The sequence below is a fragment of the Bacillus australimaris genome, from assembly GCF_001307105.1.
Taxonomy (GTDB): domain Bacteria; phylum Bacillota; class Bacilli; order Bacillales; family Bacillaceae; genus Bacillus; species Bacillus australimaris.
In genome coordinates, this window is sequence record NZ_LGYN01000031.1 from 41,287 (window position 1) to 59,792 (window position 18,506).

At 41.9% G+C, this 18,506-nt stretch carries 13 protein-coding genes; 9 read left to right on the forward strand and 4 right to left on the reverse strand.

Annotated features, from left to right (window positions below; translation table 11 throughout):
- The first annotated feature begins 44 nt into the window (after nt 1–44).
- The 3 genes from ligA (at nt 45) to AKG37_RS18045 (ending at nt 4,399) form a co-directional block, all read left to right on the forward strand.
- Nucleotides 45–2,051: an NAD-dependent DNA ligase LigA gene (gene ligA / locus AKG37_RS18035; RefSeq protein ID WP_060700085.1), complete on the forward strand. Its 2,007-nt coding sequence runs from the start codon at nt 45–47 to the stop codon at nt 2,049–2,051.
- A 15-nt stretch (nt 2,052–2,066) separates the two neighbouring features.
- Nucleotides 2,067–3,263, forward strand: a complete 1,197-nt coding sequence (locus tag AKG37_RS18040; RefSeq protein WP_060700086.1) for a CamS family sex pheromone protein — start codon at nt 2,067–2,069, stop codon at nt 3,261–3,263.
- Between the two features lie 128 nt (nt 3,264–3,391).
- Nucleotides 3,392–4,399 carry a phosphotransferase enzyme family protein gene (locus AKG37_RS18045; protein WP_060700087.1) on the forward strand — a complete coding sequence of 336 codons (1,008 nt, stop codon included), beginning with the start codon at nt 3,392–3,394 and terminating at the stop codon, nt 4,397–4,399.
- A 39-nt stretch (nt 4,400–4,438) separates the two neighbouring features.
- On the opposite strand, the gene AKG37_RS18050 is transcribed toward AKG37_RS18045, so the two are convergent.
- A complete protein-coding gene (locus AKG37_RS18050) occupies nt 4,439–5,131 on the reverse strand; it encodes an MgtC/SapB family protein (RefSeq protein WP_008344247.1) in 693 nt (230 codons plus the stop codon).
- 168 nt (nt 5,132–5,299) lie between these two features.
- Complete coding sequence (gene putP / locus AKG37_RS18055; protein ID WP_060700088.1) at nt 5,300–6,781, reverse strand: sodium/proline symporter PutP; 1,482 nt, start codon at nt 6,779–6,781, stop codon at nt 5,300–5,302.
- A gap of 401 nt (nt 6,782–7,182) precedes the next feature.
- Here putP and gatC point away from each other — a divergent pair, with 401 nt between their 5' ends.
- The 3 genes from gatC to gatB are packed head-to-tail and all read left to right on the forward strand — an operon-like array spanning nt 7,183 to nt 10,389.
- Nucleotides 7,183–7,473, forward strand: coding sequence for an Asp-tRNA(Asn)/Glu-tRNA(Gln) amidotransferase subunit GatC (gene gatC, locus AKG37_RS18060; protein ID WP_024424549.1), 291 nt, complete (start codon nt 7,183–7,185; stop codon nt 7,471–7,473).
- A gap of 14 nt (nt 7,474–7,487) precedes the next feature.
- Entirely contained in the window at nt 7,488–8,945 is a 1,458-nt protein-coding gene (gene gatA / locus AKG37_RS18065) for an Asp-tRNA(Asn)/Glu-tRNA(Gln) amidotransferase subunit GatA (RefSeq protein WP_060700089.1), read from the forward strand.
- A 13-nt stretch (nt 8,946–8,958) separates the two neighbouring features.
- Nucleotides 8,959–10,389, forward strand: a complete 1,431-nt coding sequence (gene gatB / locus AKG37_RS18070; protein ID WP_060700090.1) for an Asp-tRNA(Asn)/Glu-tRNA(Gln) amidotransferase subunit GatB — start codon at nt 8,959–8,961, stop codon at nt 10,387–10,389.
- Nucleotides 10,390–10,563: 174 nt separating this feature from the next.
- On the opposite strand, the gene AKG37_RS18075 is transcribed toward gatB, so the two are convergent.
- Nucleotides 10,564–11,409, reverse strand: a complete 846-nt coding sequence (locus AKG37_RS18075) for a TetR/AcrR family transcriptional regulator (RefSeq protein WP_060700091.1) — start codon at nt 11,407–11,409, stop codon at nt 10,564–10,566.
- A 131-nt stretch (nt 11,410–11,540) separates the two neighbouring features.
- On the opposite strand from AKG37_RS18075, the gene AKG37_RS18080 reads away from it, so the two are divergent.
- A complete protein-coding gene (locus tag AKG37_RS18080; RefSeq protein WP_060700092.1) occupies nt 11,541–14,750 on the forward strand; it encodes an efflux RND transporter permease subunit in 3,210 nt (1,069 codons plus the stop codon).
- 30 nt (nt 14,751–14,780) lie between these two features.
- Here the strand turns inward: AKG37_RS18080 and AKG37_RS18085 are convergent, their stop codons facing one another.
- Entirely contained in the window at nt 14,781–15,734 is a 954-nt protein-coding gene (locus tag AKG37_RS18085) for a nucleoside hydrolase (protein WP_060700093.1), read from the reverse strand.
- Between the two features lie 181 nt (nt 15,735–15,915).
- On the opposite strand from AKG37_RS18085, the gene AKG37_RS18090 reads away from it, so the two are divergent.
- Together AKG37_RS18090 and rlmD are read left to right on the forward strand one after the other, a co-directional pair.
- Nucleotides 15,916–16,824 (forward strand): diacylglycerol kinase, encoded by a 909-nt coding sequence (locus AKG37_RS18090; RefSeq protein WP_060700094.1) that lies wholly within the window; start codon nt 15,916–15,918, stop codon nt 16,822–16,824.
- Nucleotides 16,825–16,885: 61 nt separating this feature from the next.
- Nucleotides 16,886–18,265, forward strand: coding sequence for a 23S rRNA (uracil(1939)-C(5))-methyltransferase RlmD (rlmD, locus tag AKG37_RS18095; RefSeq protein ID WP_060700130.1), 1,380 nt, complete (start codon nt 16,886–16,888; stop codon nt 18,263–18,265).
- Nucleotides 18,266–18,506: the final 241 nt, after the last annotated feature.

Genomic DNA, 18,506 nt, shown 5'->3' on the forward strand with positions numbered 1-18,506 from the left:
ACGAATAGGACTGACAAAACGGATGAATTGAAAGGAAGAAGCAGATGGACAAAGAAGCAGCGAAACGCCGGATCGAGGAACTGCACCAGATTTTGAATCAATACAACTACGAATATCATACACTTGATCGTCCAAGTGTTCCTGACGCTGAATATGATGCGCGGATGCGTGAGCTGATCTCTCTAGAGGAGGAGCACCCTGATTTAAAAGCAGCGGATTCTCCTTCTCAAAGAGTAGGAGGCGCTGTTTTAGACGCCTTCCAAAAAGTGCGTCACGGCACACCGATGCTCAGCTTAGGGAATGCGTTTAATGAACAGGACCTTCTTGATTTTGACCGCCGGGTTCGTCAAGCAGTCGGTGACGATATCGCATACAATGTCGAGCTGAAAATTGATGGACTCGCTGTTTCTCTCCGTTATGAAAACGGCGTGTTTGTTCGAGGTGCTACGCGCGGCGATGGAACAACGGGTGAGGATATTACTGAAAACCTGAAAACCATTCGTTCTATCCCGCTTAAAATCAAACGCCCTCTGTCGATTGAAGTGAGAGGCGAGGCGTTTATGCCAAAACCTTCCTTTGAAGCGTTAAATGAAAAAAGAATTCAAAACGAAGAAGAACCGTTTGCAAACCCGCGTAATGCGGCTGCCGGCTCACTTCGTCAGCTCGATACGAAAATTGCAGCGAAACGAAACCTTGATATATTCGTCTACAGTATAGCGGAGCTTGATGAAATCGGTGTTGAAACGCAAAGTGCAGGACTTGATCTTCTCGACGAACTTGGCTTTAAAACGAACAAAGAAAGACGGATGTGCCAAACGATTGAAGAAGTGATTGACCTCATTGAAACTCTGAAAACAAAACGTGCCGATTTTTCATATGAAATTGATGGAATTGTCATCAAAGTCGATTCATTGGCTCAGCAGGAAGAACTCGGCTTTACAGCAAAAAGTCCGCGCTGGGCGGTTGCGTACAAGTTTCCGGCTGAAGAGGTCGTGACGAAGCTGCTTGATATTGAACTAAGTGTCGGACGTACAGGCGTGATCACACCAACAGCAATTCTTGAGCCTGTCAAAGTAGCAGGAACGACAGTGCAGCGTGCTTCTCTTCATAATGAAGATTTGATCAAAGAAAAGGATATTCGCTTTTTTGATCAAGTGATTGTGAAAAAAGCGGGTGATATTATTCCCGAAGTTGCAGGTGTACTTGTCGATCAGCGTACCGGTGAAGAAAAGCCGTTTCACATGCCAACTGAATGTCCAGAGTGTCATAGTGAGCTGGTGCGAATCGAAGGCGAAGTGGCTTTACGATGCATCAATCCAGAATGTCCTGCCCAAATACGTGAGGGACTCATTCACTTCGTTTCACGTAATGCGATGAATATTGATGGGCTTGGCGAGCGAGTCATTACACAGCTTTTCCAAGAACAGCTTGTCTCTCGTGTGTCCGATCTTTACCGATTAACGAAAGAAGAGCTCATTCAGCTTGAACGAATGGGTGAAAAATCTGTGGACAATTTACTGCGTTCGATTGAACAATCGAAAGAAAACTCTCTTGAGCGTTTACTATTTGGACTCGGGATTCGATTTATTGGCTCTAAAGCGGCAAAGACCTTGGCGATGAATTTCGAAAACATTGATCAATTAAAGCAAGCGACGAAAGAACAATTACTTGAAGTCGACGAAATTGGTGAAAAAATGGCTGATGCTGTCGTCACGTACTTTGAGAAAGAAGAAATTCTTGATCTGCTGAACGAGCTAAAAGAGCTTGGAGTCAATATGACCTACACAGGGCCAAAGCCAGTGAAAGCAGAAGAAAGTGATTCCTACTTTGCAGGTAAAACGATCGTGCTGACTGGAAAATTAGAAGAAATGGCTCGAAACGATGCAAAAGCAGCGATTGAAGCATTAGGCGGCAAGCTGGCAGGTAGTGTGAGTAAAAAAACAGACTTGGTCATTGCCGGAGAAGCAGCGGGAAGTAAGCTGATAAAGGCAGAAGAACTCAACATTGAAATTTGGGACGAAGCTAAAATGCTCGAGGAGCTAAAGAAATAAGAGGAGTGTTTTCTATTGAAAAAGTTGTTATTGCTGCTGACAATGCTCACACTGGTATTGTCAGCGTGTGCACCTTTTGGGGGAAAGGATGAGGAAGAGGTCACACAAAAAACGGATGAAACGAAGGAAACCAAGGAAACAGCCATCATCCCGATGTACAATATCTCTGACTCCTATTACAAAATGGTGCTGCCGTTTAAACAAGGAGCTGCGAGAGGTTTAACAGCAGAGCGCCTCAACACACGTTTGGACATTGATGAATTTGAAACAGGACTCATGCGCCTGGCAACAGAGTCATTTAATACAAACGACTACCTATTCCAAGAAGGACAGCATTTAGATGAGGACACGGTTCTCAGCTGGCTGGCGCGCAAAAAAACAGGCAGTGATCTGAAAAAAGCAGAAAAAGAAGATAAAGACTTTAAGAATCTAGGCTTAAATCCTGCTCTTCCAAACTCAGGTTCAGCAAAGTCTAAAAATGAAAATAGTCCAATTTACTTAGCTTCTATGCTAGAGCATAATTACTTAATTCGAAAAGACAAAAACAGCTTACAGCTTGGCGGAGTTGTCATTGGTCTTGCGCTGAATTCTGTGTATTACTACCGTGAAAATATCGGTGATCCGCAGCAAGAGGTGACCATCGATTCATCGAAAAGTTCAAAGAAACTGTTAGCAGAGGGTGAAAAAATCGCTGAACAAGTGATTAAACGAATTCGTCAAATGGACGGACTGCAAAAAGTGCCTGTCATGATTGCCCTATATAAGCAAGCACCAAAATCATCTATTGTTCCAGGAAACTTCATTGCCAAAACGGATGTGAAAGCAGGCTCGGCTGATATCGGCAATTGGGATACGATCAAAGAGGAGAATGTATTCTTCCCTTCAGATCAAGCGAAAAGCAGCTACAAAGATGATTCTGAGCGATTTGACCGTTTCAAGACAAAAGTCGAAGACTACTTCCCGAATTACACTGGTGTTGTAGGAAAAGGCTTTTACAAAAACGGAAACCTGCAAAAAATGAAAATCGAAATTCCAATGCAATTCTACGGAAAAACGGAAGTTGTAGCCTTCACACAATATTTAACAGGTGAAGTCATGGATTACTATAAGAGTACCAATATCGAAATCAACATCACATCTTCTGATCAACAGGAAGCCTTGATCACGAAAAGTGCTGAAGACAAAGAGCCCGTTGTTCATATATATGACTAAATAAGAGGTTTTTCCAAACGTTTGTCAAAGTATTAGTTGAAACCAATAGGAAAGGCTGGTATGTTGATGCTCGTATAATGCTGATTACCGTCGTGAACATTTAAAAAGACGATAAAAGGAGAATCAGCATGCATAAAGAAGTAAAAGCACGATACGATGAACAGAAAGTCTTAAAGAAAGCGGCTCACTTGTATGACTTTCAGCTAGACCAAGTGACATTTCTAGCAGATGCAGAAAATGTTGTGTATGAATATAAGGCAATGAATGGGGAGAATTATATATTAAAAATCACCCATACCATTCGTCGTTCATCCACATATATTTTAGGAGAAATGGACTGGATTCGGTTTCTATCTCATCATGGTATATCCGTAGCAAAGCCGATTTTATCAGTAAGAGGAAAAGACGTTGAAACCATTCCTGATCAAGCCGGGGGCGCTTTTTTACTCCGTGTGTATGAAAAGGCACCGGGAAGAAAAGTAACTGAAGGTGATTGGAATGGGAAGCTGTTTGAAGCGTTAGGCGCCTATACAGGTCGAATGCATCAAACAACAAAACGATATCAAGTAAAAGACCCTCGCTGTAAGCGTCAAGAGTGGTATGAAGAGGAGCAGTTAAAGCTTGATAAATATATTCCATCTGATCAAACGGTTGTTTTGCAAAGAAAAGATGAACTGATGCAAAAGCTTCACCAGCTCCGAATTTCGAAGGATGTGTATGGGCTGGTGCATGCCGATTTGCATCACGGGAACTTCCATTATCATCAAGGAGAGATTATCGCATTTGATTTTGATGATATTGGATATCACTGGTTTATCAATGATATTAGTATTTTGCTATACAATGTTCTTTGGTATCCAGTGATTCCATATGAGGATAAAGCTGAATTTACTGCTGAATTTATGAGTCATTTTTTAAAAGGCTATCGACAGGAGAATGAGCTTGATGACGCGTGGCTGGCAACAATACCTGATTTTCTCATGCTGCGTCATATGCTGATTTATGGGCTTTTACATCAAGCATGTGATCTCCAAACAATGACTTCTGACGAAAAAGCCATGCTGACACGTTTGCGAAAGGAAATTGAGCAAAAAACGCCAATTACTCCTTTTGATTTTCATCAGCTGGCCCGATAAAAAAAACCCTTGCTGTGCCAAACAGCAGGGGTTTTTTTGTTATACCGTATCACACTTCACGCCAACGACGCCTTCTAGATCTTTAATATCAAAGTACACATCCGTTGTATAGCGGTCTTTATGCACGCGTACGCGTACTTCCATGATCGGATAGTCCTTTTCCTTTAAATCATCAATTCGTACAGAATGAATGCGAATATTGAGGGCTTTCATTTCTTTTAAAATCTCTGTCATGCGGTTTCGATCAGAAAGAGACATCCTGATACGGATTTCTTTTTCCTGCAGGCGAATCGGTCCGATCCGCTGGAAGAGCCATGGCAGGAATTCGACACTAACCAGAATAAAGAAAAGACTGAGGAAGGCTTCTTTATAAAATCCTGCACCTGTTGCAACCCCAAGTCCTGCTGCTCCCCAGATCATCGCAGAAGTCGTGAGACCTGAGATAACATCATTGCTTTTGCGAAGAATCACACCTGCTCCAATAAAACCAACACCAGATATAATTTGCGCCGGTAACCTGAGTGGGTCCATTTGAAGCTTAGAGACTCGAGGGAAATTGTAGGCTGCATCAATGCTGATGATGGTTAATACACAGGAGCTGACAGCAATGACAATACACGTTTTTAAGCCGAGCGGCTTTTTCTTCAGCTCTCGTTCAAGCCCAATAATCAAACCGATTAAAGTGGCTACGGCTAATTTTAAGACTGTATCCCATTCAATTGTCCAAAACATGCGTATCGCTCCTTTCACTTCATGTACGTTTCACAACATGTATATGATCTTCTCACACCCCATATGGCTGCACAACTCTTATTTTATTCAGAATCGGAAGAAAGAAAAGCTTTTTATTTTATTTAAAAAGAAGGTCATCCGCATAAGACAGATGACCCTTCATGTTCTTTATTTTGTTTCTTCTTCAAGATGATCTTCCATTTTGTGAAATAACTGTTTTGATGCTTGTGACGGCTTACTAGTCATTAAGCTCACAATGATTGCAGCTAAACCACTTAACGTAAAGCCTGGAATCATTTCATAAATACCTGTGGCATGGTTAAGACCTGTCGTGATCCATGTCAGAACGACAACGGCACCAACGATCATCCCAACGAGGGCACCATGATGATTCATCCGTTTCCAGTATAGGCAAAGTAAGATGACTGGACCGAAGGAAGAACCAAAGCCTGCCCATGCATAACCAACAAGGTCAAGAATGGTGTCACTTGGATTAAGTGAAAGACAAAGGGCAATGACAGCGACAACGAGTACAGACATACGGCCAATCATCACGAGTTCTTTGTCTGATGCTTTTTTTCTAAAGAACGTTCTATATAAATCCTCTGTCATTGCACTTGCTGTGACAAGCAGCTGAGACGAAATTGAACTCATAATCGCAGCTAAAATGGCAGAAAGTAAAAATCCAGTGATATATGGATGGAACAATACTTTAGAAAAGACGATAAAAATGGTTTCAGGATCAGCAAGGTTCATACCCGTTTCATGGACATATGCAACACCAACTAAACCGACAGATAGTGAACCAATCACAGAAATAATCATCCAGCTCATTCCGATTCGGCGTGCTGGTTTTAAGTCTTTGACGGACGTAATGGCCATAAAGCGCACGATAATATGCGGCTGCCCAAAGTAACCTAGTCCCCAAGCGAGGAAGGAAATAATGCCAATGACGCTCGTTCCTCTAAAAATATCAAGCAATTTAGGGTCAATCTGTTGTATATCTTGGAATGTAGCAACAGGTCCGCCTAATTGTGTAAAGGCAACGATCGGCACGAGCACTAATGCTAAAAACATGATAGCTCCTTGGACAAAGTCCGTTAAGCTCACTGCAAGGAATCCTCCAAACAATGTATACAAAACCACAATACTTGACGTCAAAATCAGACCAAACATGTAGTGAGCGCCGAAAGCTGACTCAAATAAACGTCCGCCTGATACCATCCCAGACGATGTATACAGCGTAAAGAAGATTAAAATGATGACGGCTGAAACAGCTTTTAATAAAGCAGATGATCCTTTGAACCGCTTATCAAAGAAATCAGGGATCGTAATGGCATCATCAGCAATTTCTGTATAAGAACGTAAGCGAGGTGCAAGAATGAGGTAGTTCAAGTAAGCACCGACGATGAGACCAATCGCAAGCCAAGTTGTCGATAAACCTGTTTTATACATTTCACCTGGAACACCCATCAGCATCCAGCCGCTCATATCAGCAGCACCTGCAGAAAGGGCTGTAACGAATGGGCCAAGTCCGCGTCCACCAAGCATATAATCATTTAAATCATGTGTTTTCCTGAATGCATACCAACCGATGGCAAGCATTCCGATAAAATAAATAGATAAGGAAATTGTAACTTCAATATTCATCTTTTGTTCTCACCTTTTTCGTATTAATTTGACATCACCTCGATCAAAATATACAGGAGTGCCAAGGCAGCATTTTTGAATAACTGTCCTGCTCACTGCTATGGTTACTTAACCTAACAGAGTATTCCCAAGTGATCAACCTGCTTAAACCTCTTTATTTTGAAGGAAAAATGCACGAATCGGTGATAAGCATCAATATGTATGCGTTTACAAAAACAAAATAAAGTAAAAATTTTCTGAAAAATAAAAAGTGACCTTACGAATATTTGACGATTCAAGGGAAATGACCTTTCACCGCGCCTGCGTAAAGTTGCTTTAGAACAGTAAAATTTGATATGATAAAGTGTATATGACTTATGATCATGACCACGAGCACGCATCATTTTTGGAGGTGAACCTGCATGTCAAGAATTTCTATAGAAGAAGTCAAGCACGTTGCGCATTTAGCAAGGCTTGCGATTACAGAAGAAGAAGCTGAGATGTTTACAGAACAGCTTGATAGCATCATTTCATTTGCAGAGCAGTTAAACGAGGTAGATACGGAAAACGTTGAACCAACGACACACGTATTAAAAATGAAAAACGTCATGAGAGAAGATGTTCCGAATAAAGGTCTTTCCATTGAGGCAGTCGTCAAAAACGCGCCTGATCATAAAGACGGCTATATTCGTGTGCCATCAATTTTGGACTAAAGGAGGCCCGAGACATGTCACTGTTTGATCACAAAATTTCTGAATTAAAAGAGCTTTTACATAAAAAGGAACTGTCTGTTTCTGATTTAGTGGACGAGTCTTATAAACGAATCAATGAAGTAGACGGAAAAGTACAAGCATTCCTTGCACTGGACGAAGAGAAAGCTCGTGCATATGCAAAGGAATTGGACGAGGCAGTTGGTGAAAAAGACGAACTTGGCCTATTGTTCGGTATGCCAATCGGTGTGAAGGATAACATTGTCACAAAGGATTTGCGTACAACAGCATCAAGTAAAATTCTGCAAAACTTTGATCCTATCTATGATGCAACCGTTGTGAACCGTCTAAGAGAAGCGGAAGCTGTCACAATCGGTAAATTAAACATGGATGAATTTGCAATGGGATCTTCTACAGAGAACTCTGGCTTCAAAGCAACGAAAAACCCATGGAATTTAAACACGGTTCCAGGTGGGTCAAGTGGTGGCTCAGCAGCATCTGTTGCAGCTGGAGAAGTTCCGTTCTCTCTAGGATCAGATACAGGTGGCTCCATTCGTCAGCCAGCATCATTCTGTGGTGTTGTTGGTCTTAAACCAACGTATGGCCGTGTATCCAGATACGGATTAATTGCATTTGCTTCTTCATTAGATCAAATTGGGCCGATTACGCGTAATGTTGAGGACAATGCATATGTTCTTCAAGCGATATCTGGTGTTGATCAAATGGACGCAACAAGTGCTAATGTCGATGTACCAGATTTTCTTTCTTCATTAACTGGCGACATCAAAGGCTTGAAAATTGCTGTGCCGAAAGAATACCTTGGCGAAGGTGTTGGCGAGGAAGCAAAAGAGTCTGTTCTCAAAGCGTTAAAAGTATTAGAAGGACTTGGTGCTACGTGGGAAGAAGTATCTCTTCCGCACTCTAAATATGCGCTTGCGACTTACTACTTACTGTCTTCTTCAGAAGCATCTGCGAACCTTGCCCGTTTTGACGGCATCCGCTATGGCTACCGTACAGACAATGCAGACAACCTGATTGATTTATACAAAAATACTCGTTCTGAAGGCTTCGGAGACGAAGTGAAGCGCCGTATCATGCTTGGTACATTCGCGCTAAGCTCAGGATATTACGATGCGTACTATAAAAAAGCGCAAAAAGTCCGTACATTGATCAAAAAAGACTTTGAAGATGTTTTTGAAAAGTATGATGTCATTGTAGGACCGACAACGCCAACTCCTGCGTTTAACATTGGTGAAAAGACAAGCGATCCATTGACTATGTACGCAAACGATATTTTAACGATCCCTGTTAACCTTGCAGGAGTTCCAGGAATCAGTGTGCCTTGTGGATTTGCAAATGGTCTTCCGTTAGGACTGCAAATCATCGGCAAGCACTTCGACGAAGGAACAGTGTACCGCGTGGCTCACGCTTTCGAACAAGCAACAGATCATCATAAAGCAAAACCTGAACTGTAAGGGGTGAATCAGAATGAACTTTGAAACGGTAATTGGACTTGAAGTCCACGTAGAGTTAAAAACACAATCGAAAATTTTCTCAAGCTCGCCGACACCTTTTGGTGCAGCTGCCAACACGCAAACAAGTGTCATTGACCTTGGGTATCCCGGCGTACTGCCTGTGCTCAACAAGGAAGCGGTGAACTTTGCGATGAAAGCGGCAATGGCGCTGAACTGTGAGATCGCAACAGATACTAAATTTGACCGTAAAAACTACTTCTATCCTGACAACCCAAAGGCGTATCAAATTTCTCAATTTGATAAACCAATCGGTGAGAACGGCTGGATTGAAATTGAAGTAGACGGAAAAACAAAACGAATCGGTATTACACGTCTTCATTTGGAAGAGGATGCAGGGAAACTGACGCATACAGGCGATGGTTACTCACTTGTCGATTTCAACCGTCAAGGCACACCGCTTGTTGAAATCGTATCTGAGCCAGACATTCGTACACCTGAAGAAGCGTATGCTTACTTAGAAAAACTAAAATCCATTATTCAATATACAGGCGTTTCTGACTGTAAAATGGAAGAAGGCTCACTTCGCTGTGATGCCAACATTTCTCTTCGACCAATTGGCCGTGAAGAGTTTGGTACAAAGACAGAACTGAAGAACTTAAACTCGTTTGCTTTCGTACAAAAAGGCTTAGAGTTCGAAGAAAAACGTCAAGAGCAAGTATTGCTTTCTGGCGGTCTGATCGAGCAGGAAACACGCCGTTATGACGAAGCGTCTAAAAAGACCATCCTCATGCGCGTGAAAGAAGGCTCTGATGATTACCGCTACTTCCCAGAACCGGATTTGGTAGAGCTATACATTGATGACGAGTGGAAAGAACGCGTAAGAGCATCCATTCCAGAGCTTCCAGATGAGCGCCGCAAACGCTACATCGATGAACTTGGACTGCCTGCATATGACGCAATGGTATTGACGCTCACAAAAGAAATGTCTGATTTCTTTGAAGCAACCATTTCAGAGGGTGCAGAAGCGAAGCAAGCATCGAACTGGCTGATGGGTGAAGTATCTGCTTACTTAAACTCTGCTCAAAAAGAGCTGGAAGATACGAAACTAACGCCGCAAGGGCTGGCTGGCATGATCCAGCTTATTGAAAAAGGAACGATTTCCTCTAAGATTGCCAAAAAGGTATTCAAAGAGCTGATTGAAAATGGGGGAGATGCAGAAACAATCGTCAAAGAAAAAGGACTTGTCCAAATTTCTGACGAAGGTGCGCTGCTCAAACTTGTCACAGAAGCACTTGATAACAACCCGCAATCCATAGAAGACTTTAAAAATGGAAAAGACCGTGCGATTGGTTTCTTAGTCGGACAAATCATGAAAGCATCGAAGGGCCAAGCAAACCCGCCGATGGTGAACAAGATTCTCCTCGAAGAAATCAAAAAACGCTAAATCAAAAAACCGCCTCATGGAAGGCGGTTTTTTTGTTTGAATGACAGGGTCTTATGATAGATTCAGACCACCGCCGTATATCAATTCAGAGATTCTTTTCTTATAATGAAGCATAAGCGAAAGTGCACATTCGAAGGGGGAAAGGTGAACTATATCGAAAAACCGTACATCATGTTACTGAAGAAACAGCTTCAATTGTTCCACTGCTCTGAGAACAGCAGGGTCCTCACACTTTTCTAAATTCGTCAGCATCCCTTGAATGACAGGCTTACGAGGTTTAGTTTTTCCCAGCTCTTCTTCAATCACTTCAATGGATACAAGTGTATCATCTGAAAGTAGATGCTCAAGCTTTAACAAGCGGAGCTCCTCTTGAAGGGAAGCAGCACTCGGCGCTTCATCGTCCCAAATGGTTTGTTTTAGAATTGGCTTCGTCTGAGACCGGAGCATGCCTTGAACCAAATCATCAAATCGTTCGAGTATAAAGGAAGAGAGCTCATCAAATGATAATTGCATCTGATCTTGTAAAAGCAGAACCTGCACATATGATTGAATAATTCCTTGAATCATGACTGACAGGTCAGTTATATATGGTTCGATCTCCTGTCCATAAGTGGTCAAGATGGAAATTCGTATTTCATCATTCATTTGCTTTTTCACAGTTTTTGAATACTTTTTGATTTGCTGATTTTCCGGAATAATGTTCTCGCTGAGGATCAAAATGATAAAATCTTTGTTCTCGGCAAAATGCTGAAATTGTTCAGCGATTTGTTTCTGAAAGATCTCTCTAGGCGCGAGATGCTGATTCTCTTTTCGAATCGTTTCAATACTTTTCATAGAAGTGTCGATATAATATTCAAACGCTCGGTTGAAAAGTTGTTCTTTTGATTTGAAATGCAAATAAAAAGCGCCTTTTGATATTCCGCACTCATCTGCAATTTCCTGAATGGTCGTAGAAGAAAAACCCTTTTTCGCAAACAATTGGATGCTTGCTTTAATGATTTTTTCTTTTTTTTCGTTCATGAAATAAGGCCCCTTCAGCTTTAGAATGTTACGCCAAACGCAAGTGAAATGGTTGACGGCATTGTATATCACCGTTTATTATGATATAGAATGACCAGTCAGTCAATACATAAAGGAAAATGGAGGACATAATGAATTCGATCATCAATTTTGTATTAAAGAATAAGTTCGCTGTATGGCTCATGACGATTATCGTAACAGTTGCTGGTCTATATGCCGGATTGAATATGAAACAAGAATCAATCCCGAATATCAACACTCCAGTCATTACGGTTTCTACAACGTATCCTGGCGCAACGCCGGACGAAGTATCTGATAAGGTGACCGATCCAATTGAAAAATCGATTCAAAACCTAAATGGGGTCAACGTGGTCACTTCCAATTCATTTGAAAATGCCTCATCCATTCAAATCGAATACGATTACAGCAAAGACATGGATGAAGCAAAAAAGGAAATTGAAGATGCGATTAGCAATATCGATTTTCCTGAAAATGCAGAAAAACCTAAAATCGCACGCTTTAGTATTAACGCGATTCCAATTTTAGCTCTTAGTGTCTCTGGAGATAAAGAATCATTACAAGATCTTACACAAAAAGTAGAAAATGATCTCGTTCCTTCACTTCAAGGATTAGACGGCGTCTCTTCTGTTGAAGCTTCAGGACAGCAAATCAAAGAAGTAGAATTTTCGTTTAAAGAAAAGAAATTGAAAGAATACGGTTTAGATGAAGAAACCGTCCAAAACATGATCAAAGGCTCTGATGTGAATGTGCCATTAGGTTTATATACATTTGGCAATAAGCAAAAATCAGTTGTCGTGGACGGCAATATTTTAAGTGTCAAAGATCTGAAAAACATGCGAATCCCTGTCACACCAAGTGCAAGCGGCGGTGCGGGAAGCGCTGGAGCTGGAGCACCTTCTAGCGGCTCAGGTGCGCAAGGTGCCGAGCAGCAGGCTGGAAATGCAAGTCAGCAGCAAGCAGCAGCACAGCAACAAGCAGGTGCAGCAAGCAGTCAATCTGTAGAGCTGCCAACGATCAAACTGTCTGAGATTGCAGATATTAAAGTCGTGAAAGAAGCAGAATCGATCTCTAGAACGAATGGAAAAGACAGTATCGGTCTGCAAATTGTCAAAGGCTCTGATGCCAACACAGTGAGTGTTGCAGAAGAAGTAACAAAAGAGCTTGAGAAATTTAAGAAAGACAACAAAGGAATCAAAGTAAGCACCACATATGATCAAGCAGAGCCGATTAAAGAGTCTGTCAGCACAATGCTGAACAAGGCAATCATCGGAGCGATCTTTGCGATCATTATCATTCTATTGTTCCTGCGAGATATCAAATCAACATTAATCTCGGTCATCTCCATTCCGTTATCTTTGTTGATTGCTGTTTTACTATTAAATCAGCTGGATATCACGTTAAATATCATGACACTTGGTGCCATGACCGTCGCCATTGGGCGTGTAGTCGATGACTCAATCGTGGTCATAGAAAATATCTATCGACGAATGGCATTAAAGGATGAACCATTAAAAGGCAAGGCACTCGTCAGAGAAGCCACAAAAGAAATGTTTATCCCGATCATGTCTTCGACGATTGTGACAATTGCGGTATTCTTACCGTTAGCGTTAGTAGGTGGAATGATTGGTGAATTATTCATCCCATTTGCCTTAACGATTGTGTTTGCGTTACTTGCTTCACTCCTTGTCGCCATTACAATTGTTCCAATGATGGCACACACTTTATTTAAAAAGAACCTGTATGGCACAACGAAAAAGGTCAAAGAACATAAACCAAGCAAGCTTGCCGGCGGTTATAGACGTGTACTCAACTGGACACTCAACCATAAATGGATCACATCAGGAATCGCCATTCTTATGCTTGTCGGAAGCTTATTCTTAGCACCACTTGTCGGTGTTAGCTTCTTACCACAAGAAGCAGAGAAAACGGCGATGGTGACATACACACCAGAGCCAGGTCAAACGAGAGAACAAGCAATTGATGAAACGAAAAAGGCAGAAGAATACTTGATGAAACGTGACCATGTCAATACGGTTCAATATTCATTAGGCTCTTCAAATGCCATGACAGCAAGTGTTGGCGGTAACTCTAACGGTGCATTATTCTTCGTACAATATGACGAGGACACACCGAATTTTGATAAAGAAAAAGATCGTGTAGTCAAAGCCCTGCAAGACAAAGCGTCTAAAGGGGAATGGAAATCACAAGACTTCTCATCTGCTGGTGCAAGCAATACTGTGACGTACTATGTGTATGGTGACAAAGCAAGCGATATTGAAGGCACAGTAAAAGATGTCGAAAACATCCTAAAAGATGAGAAAAACCTGAAAAATGTCACCACAAGCTTAGCTGAGAAATACGACGAATATACGTTTAATGCAGATCAAGAAAAACTGGCAAAACTAGGTCTAACTGCTTCACAAATCGCTCAAGCGATTGCACCTCAAAATAGTGAAACGACACTAACGAAAGTCACAGAGGACGGCAAAGAACTTGATGTGAAGCTTCAAACGGAAAAAGATGAATATAAGAGCAAGAAAGATTTAGAAAATAAAAAGATCACCACACCGACAGGGCAGGAAGTCCGAATTGGTGATGTTGTCAAAGTAAAAGATGGTACGACAGCAAATACGGTGACAAAACGTGATGGGAAAATCTATGCAGAAGTGTCTGGTGACATGACAACAGACGACGTCTCAAGTGTGACACAAGATGTTCAGAAGAAAGTCGATAAGCTTGATCTGAAATCTGGCGTAACAATTGACTCAGGCGGCGTAAGTGCGGATATCCAGGAGTCCTTTACACAGCTAGGACTCGCAATGCTTGCAGCGATTGCCATTGTATATCTCGTTCTCGTCATCACATTTGGCGGAGGTCTTGCACCATTTGCAATCCTCTTCTCACTTCCATTTACGGTTATTGGCGCTCTCGCTGGATTGTTTATAGCAAAAGAAACCATCAGCTTAAATGCCATGATTGGATTGCTCATGCTGATCGGTATCGTTGTGACAAACGCAATTGTCTTAATTGACCGCGTTATTCATAAAGAACAAGAAGGTCTCTCAACAAGAGAAGCATTACTTGAAGCAGGTGCAACAAGATTACGTCCAATCTTAATGACAGCACTTGCGACGATCGGTGCACTCCTGCCACTCGCATTAGGCTTTGAAGGCGGAAGCCAGATCGTATCAAAAGGACTTGGTGTCACTGTAATTGGTGGTTTAACAAGTTCTACACTTCTCACATTGGTCATGGTACCAATCGTGTATGAAATTTTAAGCAAGTTTAGACGTAAGAAAAAGTACGCAGAAGAAGAATAAGAGGAAGCCCCGCACATTAGCGGGGCTTTTTTATTTTGAAATCTGACAAACCGCTTTTCTCATAAGCTCTTCAAATGCATGGAAAAAGGCATCTCGATCAACATGGTCAATCACTTGAATGGATTTTCCGTCTGGATGCTCTTCAGTTCGTCCTTGCTTTGGCGTTTCGGTGTAAACAATCGCATTCATTTCCTTTGAGCGGGTAAATGAAGACGAAGCAAGTGTGATCGTTGTCAGCACATCCCATAAGTAGTAAGTCGAGTTCGTTTCGTGATGAACGAGCGGCGGACAAAAGGCGTAGCACTGCCCAATAAAATCAATTCCGATATGAGAGCGAAGGGATGCCCAGCGCTGACGTACATCAAGTGTAAGCGGGACTTGATTTGTACTTTCAAGTGCGACCATTTCAATAGGAAACGGTTCCTGAAAGACCGTGCTGACAGCATAAGGGTCCCAAAATGCATTCCATTCTGCTGTCCCATCATGCTCGGGTTCTTCTACATTGCCTTTTTCAAGGAACGTACCGCCCATCCACACCAATTTCTCAATCTTATTAGAAATTGAAGGATCTTCTTCTAAGGCGCGTGCAAGGTCTGTGAGCGGGCCAGTAAAGAGCAGGGTGACAGGCTCTTTTTCCTTTTTAACCGTTTCAATCAGATGAAGGTGTGCTGGCAGCTTGGACACTTTTGTATCAACAGTGCCTTTTTCGTTTAAAATTGGCAGGGCATCTACGTAAAAAGCATGCATGCGCCACTCCTTCGGAAATGGATTGACGCCTCTAGAATTTGAAGCAGCGACTTCAATTTCATAAGGGCTGAATCGATCAATGATTTTTTGAGATGCACTGAGAGCAGGCTCTAAATAACAATCAGCAGGAATCACAGACATCCCGATAACTTTCAGATGTTCCATTTGAAGGAGAAGAAATAAAGAGACGAGGTCATCAACACCGCCGTCATGATTAAAATAGACAGGCTTTTTCATCGCAAACCATCCTTTACAGCGTTTTCTTTTATTTTATCAGAATGCTTTCTTGCTGAGGGAGATGTGCTTGGAGATTTCACATAATAGGTGGTTGTTTTGTTGCCATTTTCAAATCTCATAGTATAATTAAAGGTTGTTAGTGGTGAAAATAGATTGCATAATGAATATAGGATGATGATGAATGAAACGTGCTCGAATTATATATAATCCGACATCTGGGCGTGAACTCTTCAAGAAGAATTTACCGCAGGTTTTGCAAAAATTTGAACAAGCTGGTTATGAAACATCTTGTCATGCGACGACATGTGCAGGAGATGCGACGCAAGCAGCGGAAAAAGCCGCACAGAGAGATTTTGATTTAATTGTAGCAGCAGGTGGAGACGGCACGATTAATGAAGTCGTCAACGGACTAGCACCGCTTGAAAAAAGACCAAAACTAGGAATCATTCCAGTTGGAACAACAAATGACTTCGCAAGAGCACTTGGAATTCCACGAGAAGGTGTTTTGAAAGCGACAGATGCCATAATTGAGGGTGTAGCGAAGCCGCTTGATATCGGTAAAGTCAATGGCCATTATTTTATTAATATTGCTGGCGGCGGCCGGTTAACAGAGCTCACTTATGAGGTGCCTAGTAAGCTAAAGACCATGCTTGGACAGCTTGCTTATTATTTAAAAGGCATGGAGATGCTTCCATCTATCCGCCCGACAGAAGTCGAAATTGAATATGACGGCAAATTGTTTCATGGAGAAATCATGCTGTTCCTTGTTTCACTCACAAACTCAGTTGGCGGCTTTGAAAAACTAGCGCCAGATTCCATTTTAGATGATGGCATGTTTGATCTGATTATTTTAAAGAAGGTCAATTTAGCAGAAGCCATTCGAGTAGTCAGCCTTGCTCTCAGAGGCGAGCATATTCATGATAACAATGTCATCTACGCCAAAGCGAATCGCGTGAAGGTAGATGTAAAAGATAAAATGCAATTAAATTTAGATGGCGAATTCGGCGGCATGCTGCCAGGTGAATTTGAAAACCTGTATCGCCATATTGAATTTATTGTGCCAAAAGCAACAGCTGAAAAAATAGGGTGAAGACTGAACTTGGTTCCTTATGGCGGCCAAGTTTTTCTTTGCAAATGAGGTGATAAAATTGGTGAAAATGAAACCGCCTGTTCAAAAGAATGAATATTACAATGTAACCTTCGAAGACTTAACGCATGAAGGTGCAGGTGTAGCAAAAATTGAAGGATTCCCTGTCTTTGTACCGAATGCCCTTCCTGACGAACAAGGGCAAATCAAAGTCACACGTGTCAAAAAAGGATTTGCTTTTGGACGACTTATGGAGCTGACAAAGGAAAGTCAGCACAGGCGAGATGCGCCATGTCCCATTTACAAGCAGTGCGGCGGCTGTCAAATTCAGCATATGAGCTATGAAGGCCAGTTGCAATTTAAACAGAAACAAGTAAAGGACGTATTAGAGCGGATCGGCAAGCTTGATATGAGCCGTGTAAAAGTTCATCCTGTACTCGGCATGGAAGACCCTTGGAATTACCGAAACAAAGCCCAAGTGCCAGTTGGCGAACGAGAAGGCGGACTTGTGGCGGGATTTTATCAGCAGCGTACCCATGAGATCATTGATATGGAAAAATGTTTGATTCAGCAGTCAGAAAACGACGAAGTGGTACAGGCCGTAAAAGACATATGCAATGCGTTTGGCATTAAAGCATATAACGAAGAGCGTCACAAAGGCTGGCTACGTCATGTCATGGTTCGCTACGGAATTGCAACAGGTGAAATGATGGTTGTGTTTGTTACTAGAACGACTGATTTTCCGCAAAAGCAGCAGGTGATTGAGCAGATTATAGCACGCTTCCCACATGTTCGGTCAATTGTGCAAAACGTGAATTCAAAGAAAACAAATGTCATTTTCGGAGACGAAACGACCGTTTTATGGGGAGAAGAATACATTTATGACACGATTGGCGACATCAAATTTGCTATTTCAGCTCGTTCGTTTTATCAAGTGAACCCAACCCAAACAAAGGTGCTTTATGACAAAGCGCTTGAATATGCCGAGCTGGAAGGCGAAGAAACCGTGATTGATGCATACTGCGGAATCGGGACGATTTCCTTATTTCTCGCACAAAAAGCAGGCAGAGTATATGGCGTTGAAATTGTCCCAGAAGCAATTGAAGATGCAAAACGCAATGCTGCCTTAAACGGAATTAACAACGTCGAATTCGCCGTCGGCGAAGCAGAAACCGTTATCCCAAACTGGTACAAAGAAGGCATCAAAGCAGACACCCTCGTCGTTGATCCTCCAAGAAAGGGCTGTGACGAAGCGCTGCTTGACACGATTTTAAAGATGAAACCGAACCGTGTTGTGTATGTTTCCTGTAATCCAGGGACGCTAGCTCGTGATTTGCGTATTCTTGAAGATGGTGGGTATGTGACGGAGGAAGTGCAGCCGGTGGATATGTTTCCGCATACGAGTCATGTGGAGTGCGTGGCAAGCCTTGTAATTAATCAGTAATGTATTGAGAGCCATCCCGATTTCGTGAAAACATCGATATCGGGATATTTTTATTTTTGTTTGTTCAATCTGCATTAAAAAATATATTTGGAAGTGGAATCAATATTTTCATCCCTTATTTCATTACCAAATGTCCTTTTTTGCAATTTTGCCCGGTTCATATTAAAGTATATAATGATAAAAATTGCTGAATGACTTCAAAGATGGACATGCCCTATAAGGCGCTATGTCATGAGAGGAA

What these genes read in the sequence shown, in the direction of transcription:
- AKG37_RS18090 (WP_060700094.1), top strand. Translation starts at nt 15,916, where the DNA reads ATGAAACGTGCTCGAATTATATATAATCCGACATCTGGGCGTGAACTC.
- AKG37_RS18075 (WP_060700091.1), bottom strand. Translation starts at nt 11,409, where the DNA reads ATGAACGAAAAAAAAGAAAAAATCATTAAAGCAAGCATCCAATTGTTT.
- gatC (WP_024424549.1), top strand. Translation starts at nt 7,183, where the DNA reads ATGTCAAGAATTTCTATAGAAGAAGTCAAGCACGTTGCGCATTTAGCA.
- gatB (WP_060700090.1), top strand. Translation starts at nt 8,959, where the DNA reads ATGAACTTTGAAACGGTAATTGGACTTGAAGTCCACGTAGAGTTAAAA.
- ligA (WP_060700085.1), top strand. Translation starts at nt 45, where the DNA reads ATGGACAAAGAAGCAGCGAAACGCCGGATCGAGGAACTGCACCAGATT.
- AKG37_RS18045 (WP_060700087.1), top strand. Translation starts at nt 3,392, where the DNA reads ATGCATAAAGAAGTAAAAGCACGATACGATGAACAGAAAGTCTTAAAG.
- putP (WP_060700088.1), bottom strand. Translation starts at nt 6,781, where the DNA reads ATGAATATTGAAGTTACAATTTCCTTATCTATTTATTTTATCGGAATG.
- AKG37_RS18080 (WP_060700092.1), top strand. Translation starts at nt 11,541, where the DNA reads ATGAATTCGATCATCAATTTTGTATTAAAGAATAAGTTCGCTGTATGG.
- gatA (WP_060700089.1), top strand. Translation starts at nt 7,488, where the DNA reads ATGTCACTGTTTGATCACAAAATTTCTGAATTAAAAGAGCTTTTACAT.
- AKG37_RS18050 (WP_008344247.1), bottom strand. Translation starts at nt 5,131, where the DNA reads ATGTTTTGGACAATTGAATGGGATACAGTCTTAAAATTAGCCGTAGCC.
- AKG37_RS18085 (WP_060700093.1), bottom strand. Translation starts at nt 15,734, where the DNA reads ATGAAAAAGCCTGTCTATTTTAATCATGACGGCGGTGTTGATGACCTC.